The organism is Mesorhizobium sp. AR02 (genome assembly GCF_024746835.1).
Classification (GTDB): domain Bacteria; phylum Pseudomonadota; class Alphaproteobacteria; order Rhizobiales; family Rhizobiaceae; genus Mesorhizobium.
Window position 1 is genome coordinate 797,190 of the sequence record NZ_CP080530.1, and the last position, 17,295, is coordinate 814,484.

10 protein-coding genes and 10 pseudogenes are annotated in these 17,295 nt (G+C 59.5%); 13 read left to right on the forward strand and 7 right to left on the reverse strand.

What is annotated here, in order from left to right; genetic code table 11:
* Positions 1–405 precede the first annotated feature (405 nt).
* Positions 406–726, forward strand: a complete 321-nt coding sequence (locus DBIPINDM_RS03700; RefSeq protein WP_258580800.1) for a hypothetical protein — start codon at positions 406–408, stop codon at positions 724–726.
* A gap of 446 nt (positions 727–1,172) precedes the next feature.
* Here DBIPINDM_RS03700 and DBIPINDM_RS03705 read toward each other — a convergent pair whose 3' ends face one another.
* On the reverse strand, positions 1,173–1,364 hold the full coding sequence (locus DBIPINDM_RS03705; RefSeq protein ID WP_258580801.1) for a hypothetical protein: 192 nt from the start codon (positions 1,362–1,364) through the stop codon (positions 1,173–1,175).
* Between the two features lie 175 nt (positions 1,365–1,539).
* Positions 1,540–2,180 (reverse strand): annotated as a pseudogene (locus tag DBIPINDM_RS03710) (IS6 family transposase).
* A 915-nt stretch (positions 2,181–3,095) separates the two neighbouring features.
* Between DBIPINDM_RS03710 and DBIPINDM_RS03715 the strand changes: the two are divergent.
* The 7 genes and pseudogenes from DBIPINDM_RS03715 to DBIPINDM_RS03750 all read left to right on the forward strand — a co-directional run.
* Positions 3,096–3,344 (forward strand): DUF4160 domain-containing protein, encoded by a 249-nt coding sequence (locus tag DBIPINDM_RS03715; RefSeq protein WP_258580802.1) that lies wholly within the window; start codon positions 3,096–3,098, stop codon positions 3,342–3,344.
* The gene (locus DBIPINDM_RS03720; protein WP_258580803.1) at positions 3,331–3,750 is read left to right on the forward strand and encodes a DUF2442 domain-containing protein; all 420 of its coding nucleotides are present in this window, start codon (positions 3,331–3,333) and stop codon (positions 3,748–3,750) included. The genes DBIPINDM_RS03715 and DBIPINDM_RS03720 overlap by 14 nt, the downstream gene beginning before the upstream one ends.
* A 332-nt stretch (positions 3,751–4,082) precedes the next feature.
* Positions 4,083–4,797: pseudogene (locus tag DBIPINDM_RS03725) on the forward strand (IS6 family transposase).
* A gap of 410 nt (positions 4,798–5,207) precedes the next feature.
* Positions 5,208–5,759: pseudogene (locus DBIPINDM_RS03735) on the forward strand (AAA family ATPase); the annotation flags it as partial.
* A 77-nt stretch (positions 5,760–5,836) separates the two neighbouring features.
* On the forward strand, positions 5,837–6,550 hold the full coding sequence (locus tag DBIPINDM_RS03740; protein WP_258580804.1) for a GntR family transcriptional regulator: 714 nt from the start codon (positions 5,837–5,839) through the stop codon (positions 6,548–6,550).
* 182 nt (positions 6,551–6,732) lie between these two features.
* Positions 6,733–6,882: pseudogene (locus DBIPINDM_RS03745) on the forward strand (IS6 family transposase); the annotation flags it as partial.
* Positions 6,883–6,931: 49 nt separating this feature from the next.
* A pseudogene (locus DBIPINDM_RS03750) lies at positions 6,932–7,006 on the forward strand (IS6 family transposase); the annotation flags it as partial.
* A gap of 92 nt (positions 7,007–7,098) precedes the next feature.
* Here the strand turns inward: DBIPINDM_RS03750 and DBIPINDM_RS03755 are convergent.
* Positions 7,099–8,726, reverse strand: a pseudogene (locus DBIPINDM_RS03755) (IS1634 family transposase).
* A gap of 130 nt (positions 8,727–8,856) precedes the next feature.
* On the opposite strand from DBIPINDM_RS03755, the pseudogene DBIPINDM_RS03760 reads away from it, so the two are divergent.
* Positions 8,857–9,537: pseudogene (locus DBIPINDM_RS03760) on the forward strand (IS6 family transposase); the annotation flags it as partial.
* Between the two features lie 28 nt (positions 9,538–9,565).
* Here the strand turns inward: DBIPINDM_RS03760 and repA are convergent.
* Together repA and DBIPINDM_RS03770 are read right to left on the reverse strand one after the other, a co-directional pair.
* Complete coding sequence (gene repA / locus DBIPINDM_RS03765; protein ID WP_258580805.1) at positions 9,566–10,855, reverse strand: plasmid partitioning protein RepA; 1,290 nt, start codon at positions 10,853–10,855, stop codon at positions 9,566–9,568.
* 200 nt (positions 10,856–11,055) lie between these two features.
* Positions 11,056–11,625: pseudogene (locus DBIPINDM_RS03770) on the reverse strand (IS6 family transposase); the annotation flags it as partial.
* A 153-nt stretch (positions 11,626–11,778) separates the two neighbouring features.
* Here DBIPINDM_RS03770 and DBIPINDM_RS03775 point away from each other — a divergent pair.
* A pseudogene (locus DBIPINDM_RS03775) lies at positions 11,779–12,416 on the forward strand (sigma factor-like helix-turn-helix DNA-binding protein); the annotation flags it as partial.
* A 100-nt stretch (positions 12,417–12,516) separates the two neighbouring features.
* Here the strand turns inward: DBIPINDM_RS03775 and DBIPINDM_RS03780 are convergent.
* Positions 12,517–13,521, reverse strand: coding sequence for a tyrosine-type recombinase/integrase (locus tag DBIPINDM_RS03780; RefSeq protein WP_258580806.1), 1,005 nt, complete (start codon positions 13,519–13,521; stop codon positions 12,517–12,519).
* Positions 13,522–13,911: 390 nt separating this feature from the next.
* Between DBIPINDM_RS03780 and DBIPINDM_RS03785 the strand changes: the two genes are divergently transcribed.
* From DBIPINDM_RS03785 to DBIPINDM_RS03795, 3 genes are read left to right on the forward strand one after another with little or no spacing between them, the layout of a single operon-like run.
* Positions 13,912–15,135, forward strand: coding sequence for a site-specific integrase (locus DBIPINDM_RS03785; RefSeq protein WP_258580651.1), 1,224 nt, complete (start codon positions 13,912–13,914; stop codon positions 15,133–15,135).
* Complete coding sequence (locus DBIPINDM_RS03790) at positions 15,132–16,070, forward strand: tyrosine-type recombinase/integrase (protein WP_258580807.1); 939 nt, start codon at positions 15,132–15,134, stop codon at positions 16,068–16,070. Before DBIPINDM_RS03785 ends, DBIPINDM_RS03790 begins: the two co-directional genes overlap by 4 nt.
* A complete protein-coding gene (locus DBIPINDM_RS03795; protein ID WP_258580649.1) occupies positions 16,067–17,065 on the forward strand; it encodes a site-specific integrase in 999 nt (332 codons plus the stop codon). Before DBIPINDM_RS03790 ends, DBIPINDM_RS03795 begins: the two co-directional genes overlap by 4 nt.
* A gap of 99 nt (positions 17,066–17,164) precedes the next feature.
* Here the strand turns inward: DBIPINDM_RS03795 and DBIPINDM_RS03800 are convergent.
* Positions 17,165–17,260 (reverse strand): annotated as a pseudogene (locus DBIPINDM_RS03800) (TIR domain protein); the annotation flags it as partial.
* Between the last annotated feature and the right edge of the window lie 35 nt (positions 17,261–17,295).

The following is a 17,295-nucleotide window of genomic DNA, read 5'->3' on the forward strand; positions in this document are numbered from 1 at the left end:
TCGGATGTTGAACGGTTCTCCGTTGCCGGAGCGCGGTTGTTAGCACTCACCAGTGACGAGTGCTAGCGGACAGTGAAATAGGCCGTCGGCTGGCACTAGTCAAGACGGAAGAGGGGACGGGCGAAGAGCAAAAAGACCTTGGAATCGGCGCGGAAGCGCGGCCCCCTTTACGTGAGGAGAACGCTCATTCTGCATTTGTTGCCAATCGCTCGTCCCCACCGGCTCAAACAATCTCGGCCCGCGGCGCCTGCCTGGTGTGGCCGGCGGGGAAGGGCCAGAACGGCAGTTCGCCCAGTGTGCTTTTTCGGGGAAGAGCGCCGCGCGGATACGGCACCGGCAAGTTCCTCGGATGGCTCGTCGATCAGAACATCGCGCCGCACATTCCGGTGTGGGACAAGAGCCAGCGTGAAACCTTACAGCCGCGCGGACTTCATCTTCGATGCGGTCCAGAACAAGTTCATCCCGCCGGCAAGGCAGTATCGTCGCAACTTCGCGGTCCCGCGCACAGGCAATGTCAGCGGTGGAAACCCGGAAATACCGGCCAGCAAACGAGACTGCCAGAGTTGTGAACTCAAGCGCCGCTGCTATCCAAAGACGCCGGTGCGCGATGTGCTGCGCTGCGTCGACGAAGAGGCACGCGAGACGCCCGTCAAAGCGGATACGCCCGAGTTCGTACGGTCGCGCAACGAACGCAAAAAAAAGTCGAGATGCTCTTCGTACACCTGAAGACCGCGCTCCGCTTCGAACGCAGGAGATTACGCGGCCTGAGCGGAGCTTGTGACGAGTTCCTTATGGCCGCCATCACGCCTGCGACGCCTGGTGCGGCTGACCACGCCAACGGTGCCAGCACCAACGACCGCCGTTGCGCCTCCAGACAAGCCGTTGCGCCTCCAGACAAGCCGTTGCGCCTCCAGACAAGGAGACAGGGATCACAAGGAGACAGGGATCGCAATCGAGTTTTTTCACGGCATCGGTCAATTTCTCAGTTCGGCGAACATGACGTTGCGCCAAGATGGACATTCTGCAGAATTGCACCTGCCGGCGCTTTCGTGGACGCGCGCTTTGGGACTCCCATTTCTATTGCCCGTCTCGGCTCATGCCGGGGGCGGGCTTCTTTGCGTTCTGGGAGGATTTGCTCACCATGGTTCAGAGTGGCGGCCATGGAGATCGCCTCAGAAGCGGCGCCCAATCGGAAACATTAGCACCTCCGCGTTTTGGCGTGGCTGCTTGAACTCTTCGACGGCAACCGCCTCAATTAACAGGTCCAAGGCTTCGCGCCCCCTTCGGCTCATCGGGTCATCGCCACGAAGGTAGTGATACGCTCGATCTAAATGAACTCGGGCGGCGGAAAAATCGCTTGTCATATGTCCCTCTCAGTAGCCGCCCGCATTAGCCGTCTACGAGGTGAGGGTCGCGCAATCGTCAATATCCACAGACGGATTTGATTTAAATCGGGGATAATCGGGGGGAGTAGCCGGACACCGGCTGACGCTGTCACGTTGTCTGCGTATGAACGCGCTGAAGCGGTGTGCGCTGCTGTTAGCAGAGCGCAGTCACGGCCTTCCACTCCGCCATTGCGTTCAGACGGTGAAGATGGATCTGAAACGCGGAATGTCTTGAGCGAGGTGGAACGAAGAGGTAGCGCAGGCGGAGAAGATCGAGACGAAGCGCTGAAGGGTTTCCGGTGATCGGAAGCCCTGCATCGTTCGCTCCCGTTTTCGCAACGGCACATGGGAATTCTCAGCGGGGTTGTTCAATCCTTTGTGCGACCAGTGCTCGACTTCCGGCATCACCTGCCGCCTTGCGGCCCATGGTGATCATGCGCTTCGGCGCGCGGCCCTGCTTCTTCTTCAACAAGCGCGTCAACAATCGCTTGGCCGCCTTGGTGTTGCGCGGCGGTTCTGGACAATCTCGTCGAGGACATAGCCGTTCTGATCGACAGCGCGCTATAGCCAGTGCTTCTTGCCGGCGATGGAGATTACGACTTCGTCCAGGTGCCAGACGTCATGGCGAGAGGATCTCTTACGGCGAAGCCGGCGGGCATAGTCTGGGCCGAACTACCTGCCCCAACGACGGATCGTCTCGTAGGAGACCACGATGCCGCGCTCCAGCACCATTTCCTTAGCCCGGCGCCGAGCCTGGAGGCGGCCGAAGACGAGGCTCAGCCTCCGCAGCTCCAACGCAACGGCAGAAAGACGGCACCACGGCCTGAACCTGCACCGGAGAAGGAATACGCTCGCGGCAGCGTTAAGTCTCCGGCCGAGCCTGCTTTCCGTCCGGCGCCACCGATCGTCGCGAAAAAGATCCCTGTTAAGCAATCCCGAAAGGTTTTGGCGCTCGGCGATGAGCCCAACGCCCCGCAAGACGAGACCTGCAATATTCGTGACCTGCTGGCCGCTACCGAGCGTACCCAACGAGACGACTTCGATGTAATGGCGGCATCTGCTCGCACCGCGTCCATATCGCCGAAGCTCGAAGAAGCTTTATCGGCGCTCGCCACCTTGCAGGAGCAGTTTGGGGATGACTAAATTTCCTTATCGTCGGCGAGGCCCGCCGGTGTCAACGGCCGTCGCCACTGCGCAGCTCACCCACATTGGTGCCAACACTGCCATGGGCTTCTTGACCGAAGCGAGCGCTGTGACATGCATGGCAGACGATTTACTGCTGCGTTCATATCGCGGCTATCGCCTTGGCGATCGCGGCAAAAGGCAGGACCAGGGATAGCGGCGCGTATCGCGAGCGGCGGCCAACGCCCCACCTTTTGACCGCTGTGGATTAGAGCATGATTGGCCGTGTGCAGGCATTTACGACCCTGCTCACAAGCGGATTCGGGCTTGCGATATATCTCCTGCCGACAATCGCGCCGGGAGCCTCAGAGGCAAGCCTCTACATGGCATGTGGTGTGGCTATTGTGGTCTGCGTCGGCGGGTTAGCTTTTTGGGCCAAAAGCCAAAAGCTGTCGCGACAAAATCACCGGCCCTGATTTTTCAGGGGAATTTCTGTCACAAAAGTCGGTCGCAAATTCAAACTTCCGCGACTGATTTTTGCGACAATTTCGACTTTCCTAAGCGCTTGGGTTTTGGTATAGATCACCCATGCCAACCGTTTTACGCCTCGATGGCTTGCGCGTGGTCATCTACCCGAACGATCATCGACCCGCGCACGTCCACATCAAGGGAGCGGCCGGCGAAGCGGTGTTCATCCTGCATTGCCCCGATGGACCGCCGGCGCTGCGGGAGAGCTTCGGATTCAACCAGGCCGCGCTAAGCCGGATCGCGGATGACCTGGCCGGCGCACTGGCAACCTTATGTGCGGAATGGAGAACAATTCATGGCCGTTACTGAGCAAGAGTTTCACCAAGCCGAAAAGCGGATGGCCGCGCTGCGGGAGAACGGCTTTGCCGTGTCCGCGCGCTACGATCGCCGCTCGGCCCGCATCGTCGTCAACCTGAATACCGGCGTGCAGATCGCTTTCCCGCCGCGCCTAGCAGAAGGTTTGGCTGATGCCTCGCCGGCCGACCTTGCCGAGGTCGAGATCAGCCCGGCCGGCCTTGGCCTGCACTGGCCGAAGCTCGATGCTGATGTGTATGTGCCGGCGCTGCTGCAAGGTGTGTTTGGCTCAAAGCGCTGGATGGCCGCGCAGCTCGGTACGGCCGGCGGCCAAGCCCGTTCGCGCGCCAAGGCGGCGGCGGCTCGGGAGAACGGCCGCAAGGGAGGCCGGCCGCGCAAGGTTGCCGGTGGTGGCCTATAGGCCGGCCGCTGAAATCAACTCTGGCAATCTGCTGAAGCCAACTGGGCGGTCTGACCAGGGCCGTGTCACTGAATTGTCCGCGGGATACATCACCCGCAGTGCGCGCCCAGTCCGATCTTGGCGCATAAATATAGGTTGAGCGCGACGGCTGGTCGCCAAGGCACAGCCATCCCCGCTTACGGCGTGACCTTTCGATATGCGGCACGATCGTCAAATTATCCTCTGGCCCTTGGTTGCCTGCACTTCGGCTTTGTCAGCATCGATTTCTCGAAGCACCTTTTCCGGCACCGTAACGTTAACCGGGCATCGATCAAAATGTGGGATCTGGCGGCATGACCAGATTTTCCCGTGATCCTCTTTATCGTCGCCACCGATTTCCGGCGCAGGTGATTGCCCATGCCGTTTGGCTCTATTTCCGGTTTCCGCTCAGCCTGCGGATGGTCGAGGATATGCTGGCAGCTCGTGGCGTCATCGTCTCTCACCAGACCGTGCGACTTTGGGCTGAGAAATTTGGCAGACTTTGCCAATGATATCCGGAAGCGATCGGCCGGCAAGCTCGGCGACAAATGGCATCTCGATGAGGTTGTCATCACCATCGGTGGAAAGAAACACTGGCTTTGGCGCGCCGTTGATCAGGACGGGTTTGTTCTCGACGTGTTGGTGCAAAGCCGTCGCAATGCCAAGGCGGCAAAGCGCTTGATGCGAAAGCTTCTGAAAGGGCAAGGCCGTTCGCCGCGTGTAGTGATCACCGACAAGCTTCGATCCTACGGTGCGGCGAAGCGGGAGATCATGCCAGGCGTCGAGCATCGCTCGCACAAGGGCCTGAACAATCGGGCGGAGAACTCTCATCAACCCGTCCGACGGCGGGAGAGGATCATGAAGCGCTTCAAGTCAGCGCGACATCTTCAGCGTTTCGTTTCCGTCCACGACCCGATCGCCAACCTCTTTAACGTTCCCCGCCACGATATTCCATCCACCCACCATCGAGAACTGCGAGCAACTGCCATGCAAGCATGGCGCCAAATCGCCCGCCTTCACGCCGAATGAACCAAAGCCTCACTCCCAGATCTTGTTTTCACAGCGTTAAGTTTACGGTGCCGGGCGGAGAACTCTCACCTGCCGTTTCGAAAGCGGGAGCGAATTCGGCAAGGCTTCCGCAGCATTGGCTCCCTTCAGCATTTCGTCTCCGTCTTCTCCGCCATACGCGATCTCTTTGTCCCCTCCCGCTCAAACAGGTCCGCCACGCAGATCCGAACTCACCGCCTCAATGCCATGGCAGAATGGAAGGCCGCGGCGTTGCAGATTGCCTGAAAACAGCTGTGGGCTTCCGCGCGTCCACGCTTCAAACAATGTGACAGCGCCGCCGGCGGCAATCTTGTTGACCGTTGACTGAAGTGAGTTTAAACCGTGGCGGAATAAACTCGACATTCAGGAGAAAAACCGTCGCGATGCCCGTTATGCCACAACCTGTGAATCCTAAGGAGATAACGTCGGAGCGCATTCCGCGTCATGGCAAAGAACTCTGGGAGAGCGTACGCGCGCGCGGCGCAGGTATCAATTATCCTTTTCCAGACCATATGACCTTGCGCTCTTTCTCGTTGGGAGAGGTCGCTAAGATTCTCAGTGTGTCGGACAGCTATCTGCGCCAGCTGTCAATTGATGGTCTGGGGCCAACACCGGAGCTAGGGACCGCAGGGCGACGCTCCTATACGCTTCGACAGATCAACGAACTTCGTGCTTATCTCGCTTCGGCCCGTCCGAAAGAGGCTTTGAAGTTTTGCCCGCGGAGGCGCGAGGGTGAGAAACTACAGATCATCTCAGTAGCCGCCGGCCCCGCAAGAACCACTACAGCGTTCTATCTGGTTCAGGGCCTTGCACTTCAAGGGTTCCGCGTTCTCGTTGTAGATCTCGATCCGAAGGGCTCATTGTCGGAAATGTTCGGTTACTTCTCGAGTATCATTCCCGTCCACAATGCGAGCATGTATGCCGCGATGCGCTATAGAGGAGAAATTACACGCCCACGCCAGGAGTGGGGCTGCAGACCAAGCTTCTTTGAATAGCAGAAACCATGCTCCGAGGAGAAGACATGTATAAGCAGCACGAAGATACACCGGGATGGACTCGGTTCAAGGGCAATCGAGTCTATAAAGCATTGAAGAATCTTATTGTCGATTTTAAGGTGCCCCCTTATACGCGACTCGATATGCGTGAAATCAGCGATGTCCTGAAAACGAGCGCGACCCCGATACGCGAGGCATTGATTAAGCTCGAAACCGAAAAGTACATCGTGGGCTCTACACGCAACGGCTACTACACCAAGAAACTGGATACAAAGCAACTCTCAGATAAATATGCTTTTATCAACATGATCCTCCAGCATGCTCTCAGAGAAAACCTAGATGAGCATTCTAAGCCGTGGCCGGTGCTTCCAACGAATCCCAGCTGGAACGACTATTACTTGATCAGGGAGTTTCTTGAGGTACTTTACGATGGGATCGCAGAGTCTTCGAACAACGAAAGAATGCTGGACCTCGTTCGTGAGTTCAACATTCGGACGAGATACGTTCGTTTTTTGGACTTGCAACGGCCGGAGCGTCTATCATGTATCAGAGGTGATATGAGCGAGCTTCTGGAGCTTCTTGATAAGCGAGACAAGAATGGGGCGATCGCAAATGTTGATCGGCAATTCAGTGCGATAATTAACACCGTTCCCGAGCTTGTGCTGGAGGGCAATCATCGTGCCGGGAATACGAAAGAGAGCTGGTTGGAGACATTGTTGTTGATGTGGACTGAGAGCTGACCCGGCGTTCCACCGAGATGTGGCTCTGGCTCACTTTTGCTGCTGTTGCGGCCGACGCTTTTGCTGATTCCCCGGCGGATTAGCTTATGCAACATCGACTTCCCCGCGCGAGCCTCGCGCCTGACGGATTGGCGCGGTAGTTGATGTGAAGGTTGTAGCGAACACCGTTCAAATCCAGCTTCGATCGCGGGATCGTCGTTTCCTACGAGACCATCCGCCGATGGTGCCGAAAGCACGGCCCTGATTATGCGCGCCGCATACGCCGCAAGTCGCCGACGAAAGATGATGTCTGGCACCTGGATGAAGTCGCGGTGCGCATCAACGGTCAGAAGGGCACCGTAACGTTAACCGGGCATCGATCAAAATGTGGGATCTGGCGGCATGACCAGATTTTCCCGTGATCCTCTTTATCGTCGCCACCGATTTCCGGCGCAGGTGATTGCCCATGCCGTTTGGCCCCACTTAAACACCGCCTGTAAGAATATGTTATTATATCAGCACGTTAGGCGCGCGCCGGCGCGTGTTACCACTACATTTTGGGGATGATCTCAGGCGAGTTGTTCGTCGAGGTTGTGTGGCAGAGCGATGCCAGCTGCCTTGAAGACGTTGCCTACTTGGCCCGTAACGTGGGTTCTGGTGGTGACGATGCGACCATCCTTTTCGATGGTGGCTTCCTGGAGGCGGTCGAGATCGCGTAGAAGCGGCTGCCATTCGGGCGTCAGGCCTTTGGCCCGGCAGAGGCGGTACAGTTCCTTGCGAGTACGAGCCCCAGGAACGAGCAGAACACATGCCCGCGGATGGCGGCATCGGATTGGTGGAAGATCGGCCGGGTATTGAAGGTTGCCTTGGCGGCGCGGAACAGGCTCTCGACCTCGAGCAAATCGCGATACCGCAGCACGGCCTGGAGCGGGGTCACCTTCGCGTTGGTCCGCACCACGGTGATGCCGTCGTACCGGGCTTCCTCGGCAAGCTTGCCGACATCGATCTTGAAGTTCTTGCCGCTGGCCTTGAGGTAACGCCGGTAGGCCGAGTTGCCGACCAGTGCCTTGTCGCCCTTCTTGAGCTGTGCCTCGAGGCCGGCGATGATCGCCTGGCGGTCGGCCTTGTCCTTCTCGGCCTCGGCGTCATTGCGGCTGACAATATAGCGGTCTTTACCGACCTTGACCTCTTTGACCCACAACTGAGTTTCACCGCGCTGGCGCTCGAGAACGAGCGGAACCATCGGTGCCGCGTCATTGAGCACGACGTTGTGGATCACGCTGCTCGAGCGTTCGCGGGCCCCCAGAATGTATTCCATGCCCAGCTTTTCGAGCGCGGCGATGGTATCGGCGCTGATCATGCCGCGATCGGCGACAACGCAGGCGCGTGTGACGCCGAAGCGCGTTCGCAGCCGATCGACCACCGGCAACAGGACGGTCACGTCAGCGGTGTTGCCGGGCACCATCTCGGTGCAGATCGGCCGGCCCTCGGCATCAACGACCAGCGCCAGGATCATTTGCGCCAGATCGGGGCGGAAGTCCTTGGAATGCCCGCGCTTGCCCAGCGTCTCGCCGCCCGCGCCGTAGAAGCACAACGAGGTGGTGTCCATGAACACAAGGCTGAGGTCGGTGAACAGGTCCTGCCGGCGCGCGAAGAGCTTTTCCTCGATCGCGTCTTTCACGCAGCGCGCCACCAGCGCGCCTTGCGCCTTTTCGCCGAGTTCCTCGCCCAGCCACGCCATGGCCCGGTAAAAGTGATGGAGCGCCAGACCCTCGGCGCCCTCGATACCATAATCGGCCATCCAGTTCGCGCAGTCGCGGTCCGAGCCCGAGACGAACAGCCGATGCAACGTGCCAATGAACACCGCCCGTTCCACCGCAAAGCCGAACTGGCGCCCTTCCAGCACCTCTTCCAGCACATCGCCGATCCCGAGCCGCTCCCACAGCCGCCCGAACAACAGCGGACCGCCGATGCGGCGAGAGGCAATTCGCCCCGCGTCAATGTCGGACAGGATGAGGCTGCGCTCGCCATGGCGCGCAATCGAGGCCGCCAATCTGTCAAGTTCGCCGCTGGCAACCAGCGCATCCTTGCGGCCCAGCGCCTTTATCGTGCGCTGGCGAACGGTTTTGCCGTCGCGGACACTTTCCACGAGGTAAAGATAGCGGTGGCCGCGCGCGACTCTCTCAACGACAAACATGCCAGCGTTGTTAGCGAATAAATGCCATAAAATCCATACGACATGCGGCTAGCAGATCAAATGTTGTTACCACAAATTTTCGCGCCGAAAACTCAAGGCGAGTGAATTCAATAGCTTAACGGACAGCGTTCGCCATCCGTTCACCTCCAACTGTTCAAGTCGGGTTTGGCTCTATTTCCGGTTTCCGCTCGGCCTGCGGATGGTCGAGGATATGCTGGCAGCTCGTGGCGTCATCGTCTCTCACCAGACCGTGCGACTTTGGGCTGAGAAATTTGGCAGACACTTTGCCAATGATATCCGGAAGCGATCGGCCGGCAAGCTCGGCGACAAATGGCATCTCGATGAGGTTGTCATCACCATCGGTGGAAAGAAACACTGGCTTTGGCGCGCCGTTGATCAGGACGGGTTTGTTCTCGACGTGTTGGTGCAAAGCCGTCGCAATGCCAAGGCGGCAAAGCGCTTGATGCGAAAGCTTCTGAAAGGGCAAGGCCGTTCGCCGCGTGTGATGATCACCGACAAGCTTCGATCCTACGGTGCGGCGAAGCGGGAGATCATGCCAGGCGTCGAGCATCGCTCGCACAAGGGCCTGAACAATCGGGCGGAGAACTCTCATCAACCCGTCCGACGGCGGGAGAGGATCATGAAGCGCTTCAAGTCAGCGCGACATCTTCAGCGTTTCGTTTCCGTCCACGACCCGATCGCCAACCTCTTTAACGTTCCCCGCCACGATATTCCATCCACCCACCATCGAGAACTGCGAGCAACTGCCATGCAAGCATGGCGCCAAATCGCCCGCCTTCACGCCGAATGAACCAAAGCCTCACTCCCAGATCTTGTTTTCACAGCGTTAAGTTTACGGTGCCGCTAAGCCTCCTCGATGGGGGTTTCGCCTTACCTGCAGTCGTCGAGTGCGAAGCCTGCGACACATAAATCGGGGGACGGCCCCAAACCTTGGATATGATGTCCATTACCTCCGCATTGGTAGAATTCAGCGATTCCATCGCTTGCTCGTATGCCGATCGGCCTACCGCTCCCGCTGACATCTCATACAATGATCGGTTTTTGAGCCGCGCTTCCCGGATCGCGTTCGATTCCCAGACGGTCGCAGTCAAGAGATCATCCCCCAGTAAGTCCCGCAGTAGGGCGACAGCCTCCTGCTGTGAGACGTCGCGCGGGTCGTGCCGTGTCACCAAGAATTTGATAAAATCATAATTTACGGGCCGCTCAGCTTTTTCGATCAGGGAGACGGAATGCGAGAAAATGTTGAGGAACATGGCCATTGACGCAATATCAGCCAATTGCGGGCGGACCATCACCAGCACGCCGGTCGCTGCTTCAAACGCACCCACGGTCAAGAAGCTGTATTCAGGTGCACAGTGGATAACGACGACGTCGTAATCCGCCTCGACTTCCTTGATCGCAGACACCATTCTGACGCTGGCATCTGGGTACCTCAAGTTCTCGCTATGGTAGCGCCGCGAACTTTCCTCCTCGAACTCGCCGAGCTCGAAAGAGCCCGGCACGAGATCAAGACCATCAAAATGGGTCGATCGGATTGCAGTACGTATACTGGCCCGGCGGTCATCATAGCGTATCGCGGCATACATGCTCGCATTGTGGACGGGAATGATACTCGAGAAGTAACCGAACATTTCCGACAATGAGCCCCTCGGATCGAGATCTACAGCGAGAACGCGGAATCCTTGAAGTGCAAGGCCCTGAACCAGATAGAACGCTGTAGTGGTTCTTGCGGGGCCGGCGGCTACTGAGATGATCTGTAGTTTCTCACCCTCGCGCCTCCGCGGGCAAAACTTCAAAGCCTCTTTCGGACGGGCCGAAGCGAGATAAGCACGAAGTTCGTTGATCTGTCGAAGCGTATAGGAGCGTCGCCCTGCGGTCCCTAGCTCCGGTGTTGGCCCCAGACCATCAATTGACAGCTGGCGCAGATAGCTGTCCGACACACTGAGAATCTCAGCGACCTCTCCCAACGAGAAAGAGCGCAAGGTCATATGGTCTGGAAAAGGATAATTGATACCTGCGCCGCGCGCGCGTACGCTCTCCCAGAGTTCTTTGCCATGACGCCGAATGCGCTCCGACGTTATCTCCTTAGGATTCACAGGTTGTGGCATAAGGCATCGCGACGGTTTTTCTCCTGAATGTCGAGTTTATTCCGCCACCGTTTAAACTCACTTCAGTCAACGGTCAACAAGATTGCCGCCTTTCGTCAGCTCATCCCGTGCTTTGTCGATGCCGTGAACCTCGAAGACATATTTTGCCGGCGTTGTCACGTTGTTTGAAATGTGGCCGCGTGAGGCCGATACCGCGCTTTTCAGGCAGGCCGTGCACTCACGGCTTCCCACGCGGCCATGGCTTGGCGTCGATGGGTTCGAATTTGTGCTGCGGAGCGGTTGGTCTGGGATGGGACGAAGAGATTTCGGACGGCGGAGAAGATCGACACGAAATGCTGCAATGAGCCGACCGACCGGAAACCCTGTCGCGTTCGTTCCCGTTTTCGGAACGGCAGATGAGAATTCTCCGCCCGGTTGTTCAAGCCTTTGTGCGAGCGGTGTTCCACGTTCGGCATGAGCCTGGCGTTTGGCCGCCCCGTAGGAGCGCAGTTTGTCGGTGATCATACGCTTTGGCGGCAGACCCTGCTTCTTCAGAAGTCGCGTCAGCAGGCGCCTGGCGGCCTTGGTGTTGCGACGCGTCTGGACAATCTCGTCGAGCACATATCCGTCCTGATCAACCGCTCTCCACAACCAGCATTTCTGACCGTTGATGCGCACCGCGACTTCATCCAGGTGCCAGACATCATCTTTCGTCGGTGCCTGCGGCGCATGCGGCGCGCATAATCAGGGCCGTGCTTTCGGCACCATCGGCGGATGGTCTCGTGGGAAACGTGCGGATTTCAGAGGATCGTGGGCACCCATTTCAGAGGATCGTGGGCAGTGATTTCAGAGGATGGTGGGCACCTTTAGAGCAAGGGTGAAGGGATCCCGACCGACAGTCTGACTGGGCTATGGACACACTCGTTTTGACACGAGGAATCCAGATGCCGACCGAGAGATTGTCGATGCGCCGCATACGCGAACTATTGCGACTGAAGTACGAGAGCGGGCTTAGCAGCCGGCTGATTGCCAAGTCGTTGGGGATCAGCAAAGGGGCCGTGGGAATTTACCTTCACCGGGCCAATGCAGCCAAACTAACCTGGCCGTTGCCGAGGCGATGACCGACACGAGCCTGGAACGGTTGCTGTTTCCGGGGCAGGTCTGCGTCAAGACCGACCGCGGCCCCGAGCCTGACTGGGCTCATGTCGATCGGGAACTGCGCCGCCCCGGAGTGACGCGTTCGCTGCTCTGGGTGGAATATCGCACGGACCGTCCCAACGGCTATGGCTATACCTGGTTCTGCACGAGCTACGAGGCCTGGAAGCAGCGCGTGTCGCCAACGATGCGCCAACGCCACGCCGCCGGTGAGAAGGTGTTTGTCGATTACGCCGGCGACACCATCGATATCGTCGACCCGATAACGGGCGAAGCTCAGGCCATGAAGTTGTTCGTCGGCGCATTGGGAGCCTCCAGCTATGTTTACTGCGAGGCTCGGCCGAGCGAAGGGCTGGGCGACTGGATCGGCTGCCATGTCGGCATGTTCGCCGCCTTCGGCGGAGTGGCGACCATCACGGTGCCCGATTACGTGCCCGGGCACGTAATCGGGCTTTTGTGTCCCGAGCGGTTATGTGCCCCGCGACCTGCTGACCCAAGCGTTCTCGACGACACGGGGCACATAACGATCAGAGGCCGGCAAGCCATTCGAGAAGTTTTGGCTCGCTCTGCCAGACTGGCTTTCGGGGCGGTCCCACCGAAGAAGTAGCAAGCACCTGACAAGCCTCAAGTGCCTCCTGCTTCATCCTGATGCTAATCTCGGCATATCGGTTGGTCGTATCCAGGCTGACGTGGCCAAGCCAACCTCTTATGACGTTCACGTCGACGCCGGACTCGAGGAGATGAACGGCCGTCGTGTGTCTCCAAACATGTGGAGATATGGACCTTTGTCCGTTGCCAATGCGAATACTCGAACCATGACGCCAGACAAGCTTGTAGAGGCCGAATCGCGTCAGCGGCTTGCCGACGTTGCTCAGGAATACCGGACTTTCCGGCGTGGCTGGCTGGCGTCGGTTACGCAGCATCTCGCCAAGCAGGCGGGCAGTCTCGGGCCATAGTGGGCAGGTCCGCCACTTATCGCCCTTGCCGTGCAGGTTCACCCGCGGTGAGGAGGTCAAAACCAACTGATCGACGATCAGTCCGATGACTTCCGTTGCGCGGGCGCCCGTATTGTACAGGAACATGAGCAGCGCCTTGTCGCGGATGGCGAGCTTTCCGCCGCGCGGCAGTTTGTCGAAGAGCCGTTCGACCTCGTCGCGTTCGAGATAATAGGTGGCTGCCGGCTGCGCACGCTTCCTTGGGATGGCGGCGACGCGCTCGGCCTCCGGCAGCACTATAGGTTCCTGGCCGCCGGCATAGGCGAAGAAGGTGTGTAGCATTGCTAGCCGGTGGTTCCGTGCTCGGATGTCGTTGCCGCGCTCGGCTTCAAGATGGGCGAGAAATGCCCGCACATTGTCGGCGCTGAGGTCGCTCAGCCTGAGCTTGCTGATCGGAGTTCGGTTCTCCCGGGCCAAGAATAGGAGAAACAACCGTATTCCGTCGCGGTAGCTCCGGATCGAGGTGGACGCCAGACCCTTCTCGGCTTTGAGATGGTGTTCGAAGAACTGATAGACGAGACTGCCGACGGTTCTCATAGCCGTCCTCCATACGAAAGGGGTGCTGCACAGCGTTCGAAGCGCTGGCCGGCGGCTTCCAGGAGATCGGCGGTAACGGTGAGATAGACGGCGGTGGAAGCGGGGTCGACGTGGCCCATGAAGGTCGACAGCTTAACGAGCTTGTCGGTGGGGTTATGTCCGTCGCGATACCACCGCAGAAGTCGCCCGACCGCAAAGCTGTGACGATAATTCCGGGTTCGGAATTAGCGACATAACTCCGAGTGCCGGATTATTCCGAGTGACGCCATCGCCGCGGCGTAATTTTCTCATGATTGCAAGTAATTGGATCAGCGTCGGCCGTTGATTGCGCGACATTATTCGGCTGCTCTTTCTGAGCGTGAACTTTCCCACGATATAGGGAGACAGACGATGATTGATCTGAATGAGGCGCTAGCCAAAGATCGCTGGATAGGCCGATTGGCTAGCCACCTGGATGGTTTCGAGGCTTTGCTCGATGGCCAGGGATACCCCAAAACGACTGTTCAGCAGAAGATTAAGCTCCTGGCTGGTTTCAGTGCTTGGGTGGAGAGGCAGGATGTTCCGCTGAGCTTGCTCGGGGAAGAGGACGCAGATCGATTTCTGACGGAACTTGGTCGGCGCCCGAGGCGTGGCGATGCCTGGACCATTCGGCAGTTGCTCCGATATCTGCGCGACACGGGCGGCGTGCCGGTACCGCTGCTGGAGGTCGATACGAGCGCCAAGGGTAAGCTGATCGACGCATTTGGGGAATTCCTGCGCACCGAGCGTGGTCTCTCGGCATCGACATTGACGAACTATCTGCCGATTGTTCGTGGGTTCCTGGACGAACAGTTTGGCGGCAACGATCCGGATTTTGACCGCTTGCGAGTGGGCGACGTTCATCGGTTCATCGTGCGGCGCGCCCAGGCCGGTTCGCCCGGCCGCGCCAAGTTGGCGGTCACGGCGCTGCGTTCGTTTCTGCGCTTCCTCCAGCAACGCGGGTTGCTTGCCACCGATCTCGCTGTCGCGGTGCCTGGGATCGCCGGCTGGCGCTTGGCACATCTGCCGAAGGCGCTGCCTGCCGAACAGGTCGAACGGCTCCTTGCGTCTTGCGACAGGAGAACACCGGCCGGCCGCAGGGACTACGCGGTTCTGATGCTGCTCGCGCGCCTCGGCTTACGGGGTGGCGAAGTCTCGGCCTTGACCCTGGACGATCTCGACTGGGATTGCGGCGAGATCGTCGTGCATGGCAAGGGTCAACGGCTGGCGCGGCTGCCACTGCCGGCGGATGTCGGTGCCGCCTTGGTCGACTATCTGCGGCAAGATCGGCCTGCTTGCTCAACACGCCGCGTCTTCATTCGCATAAAGGCGCCCAGACGGAGTTTTGTCAGCCCGTCGACTATTTGCTGCATCGTCCATCGTGCGCTCAAGCGCGCCGGTCTGACGCCGGCGTTCAAGGGTGCGCACCTGTTGCGTCACTCACTCGCCACCGATCTGCTGCGCCGCGGCGCCTCGCTCGTTGAAATCGGTCAACTTCTCCGCCACAGCCAGCCGAACACGACACAGATCTATGCCAAAGTCGACATCGCGGCGTTGCGTGCCATTGCGCTACCCTGGCCAGGAGTCGCATCATGAGCGCGTTGCAAGCGGCGCTCGAAGAGTACCTGGCCGCGCGCCGCGCCCTCGGCCATAAGCTGCGTCTTTCCGGACGGTTGCTGCAGCGCTTCGTTGTCTTTGCCGAATCTTCCGGCGCCACCGTCATCACCACCGAGATTGCCCTGGCCTGGGCCATGCAGCCGGCAGAGGCACAGCCCGCCCAGTGGGCCAACCGGTTGGCGATGGTTCGCCGGCTCGCGCGCTATTGCAGCGCCATTGACCCGCAGACCGTCGTCCCGCCGCCCGACCTTCTTCCTCACCGGTATCGTCGGCCATCGTCGCCCTATGTTTACCGCGACGAAGAGATCACCCGACTGATCGACGCGGCAAAGCGCTTGCCGTCGACAGTCGGCCTTCGCCCGCAGACCTATGCCACGCTCTTCGGCTTGTACGCGGCGACCGGCATGCGCTGTAACGAACCGCTGCGTCTCGATCGCGGCGACACCAATCTCGTTGATGGCGTGCTGACGGTTCGCGACACGAAGTTCGGCAAGTCGCGCTACGTGCCGCTTCACCCCTCGACGCAACACGCTCTCAAAATCTATGCGGCCAGCCGAGACCGGTCATGCCCCAATCCCCTGAGCTCCAGCTTCTTCCTTTCCGAGCGCGGCATGCGTTTAACCGAATGGGCCGTGCGGTGGACGTTCGTCAAGCTGTCGCGCGAGGTCGGCCTCCGCGGCGCCAATGACTCCCGCGGGCCACGCCTGCACGACCTTCGCCACCGACTGGCCGTGACAACATTGCTGCGCTGGTATCGCAACGGCATCGATGTCGAACGCCACCTGCCCGAGTTGGCGACCTATCTCGGCCATGCCCACATCACCGACACCTATTGGTATTTGACGGCAACGCCGGAGCTGCTGCAGCAAGCGCTGCTGCGGGCGGAACAATCTCAGCCGGAATCCCGCCCATGAGCGCCGCCCCAACGTTCCCCGCTCTTCTTGAGGCCTTCTTCACCGATCGCCTCATCAGACAACGACAAGCAAGCCCGCATACGCTGGCGAGCTACCGCGATACCTTCTGCCTGCTGCTGGCCTATGCCCAGCGGCAGCTACGCAAGGGGGCCTCGCACGTCACCTTGCCGGATCTCGACACCGCCTTCCTTGGCGCCTTCCTCGATCATCTCGAACACGAACGCGACAACTGCGCCAGGAGCCGCAATGTCCGTCTTGCCGCCATCCATTCCTTCTTCCGCTATGTGGCCTTGCATGCGCCGGAACACAGCGCATTGGCTCAGCGCGTGCTCGCCATTCCGAGCAAGCGTTACGTGCGCCGGCCGGTCGCCTTCCTCAGTAGCGTCGAAGTCGCCGCCTTGCTCGCCGCCCCCGACCTCGGCAGCTGGATCGGGCGCCGTGACCGGGCGCTTCTGTTGCTGGCCGTGCAGACCGGCCTGCGTGCTGCCGAAATCGTCGGCCTTCGCTGCGAGGACATTGTCCTTGGCCCGGCCGCCTATGTGCAATGTCAGGGAAAGGGCCGAAAACTCCGCAATACCCCGCTTCGCAAGGATACGGTCACGGTGCTGCGTGCCTGGCTTGCCGAGCGACGCGGGCGGAGCGCCGATCCTGCCTTCCCGACGATAAGCGGCACGTCATTGAGTCACGACGCACTTCAATATCTGCTGAACAAGCACCTCGCCGTCGCACGTCGCCACTGCCCATCGCTGGCCAGCAAGCACGTAACGCCGCATGTCCTGAGGCATACCCTGGCAATGGACCTGCTCCAGCACGGCGTCGACCGCTCGGTCATTGCTCTGTGGCTGGGCCACGAGTCGGTCGAAACCACCGCCATCTATCTTCAGGCCGACATGAAGCTCAAGGAGCAAGCTCTGGCGAAGACCGACACGGCCGACATCCGGTTGGGCCGCTACAAGCCCGACGACCATCTCCTTGCATTCCTGAAGAGCCTCTGATTATGCCGACCCAACAGCCACAGATCGCCCGCACTCTTTGGCCTCCCGGACCGTCACTCGGAATAATCCGGCACTCGGAGTTATGACGAAGATCATGCAGCTGTAGCCGCGGCCATAGCGGCTACCACATGCTGGGCAGTCCGCGGCAGCGGCCGCTGAGCGATGGCCTCTTACTGGTGCTGTGCATCTAGCCATGAGGCGATCTTACCCGAGTCGCGTGGGTGCTTTCT

Coding starts and splice junctions, on each gene's coding strand:
- DBIPINDM_RS03715 (WP_258580802.1), top strand. CDS start 3,096: ATGCCAACCGTTTTACGCCTCGATGGCTTGCGCGTGGTCATCTACCCG.
- DBIPINDM_RS03795 (WP_258580649.1), top strand. CDS start 16,067: ATGAGCGCCGCCCCAACGTTCCCCGCTCTTCTTGAGGCCTTCTTCACC.
- DBIPINDM_RS03790 (WP_258580807.1), top strand. CDS start 15,132: ATGAGCGCGTTGCAAGCGGCGCTCGAAGAGTACCTGGCCGCGCGCCGC.
- DBIPINDM_RS03785 (WP_258580651.1), top strand. CDS start 13,912: ATGATTGATCTGAATGAGGCGCTAGCCAAAGATCGCTGGATAGGCCGA.
- DBIPINDM_RS03705 (WP_258580801.1), bottom strand. CDS start 1,364: ATGACAAGCGATTTTTCCGCCGCCCGAGTTCATTTAGATCGAGCGTAT.
- repA (WP_258580805.1), bottom strand. CDS start 10,855: ATGCCACAACCTGTGAATCCTAAGGAGATAACGTCGGAGCGCATTCGG.
- DBIPINDM_RS03720 (WP_258580803.1), top strand. CDS start 3,331: ATGGCCGTTACTGAGCAAGAGTTTCACCAAGCCGAAAAGCGGATGGCC.
- DBIPINDM_RS03780 (WP_258580806.1), bottom strand. CDS start 13,521: ATGAGAACCGTCGGCAGTCTCGTCTATCAGTTCTTCGAACACCATCTC.
- DBIPINDM_RS03740 (WP_258580804.1), top strand. CDS start 5,837: ATGTATAAGCAGCACGAAGATACACCGGGATGGACTCGGTTCAAGGGC.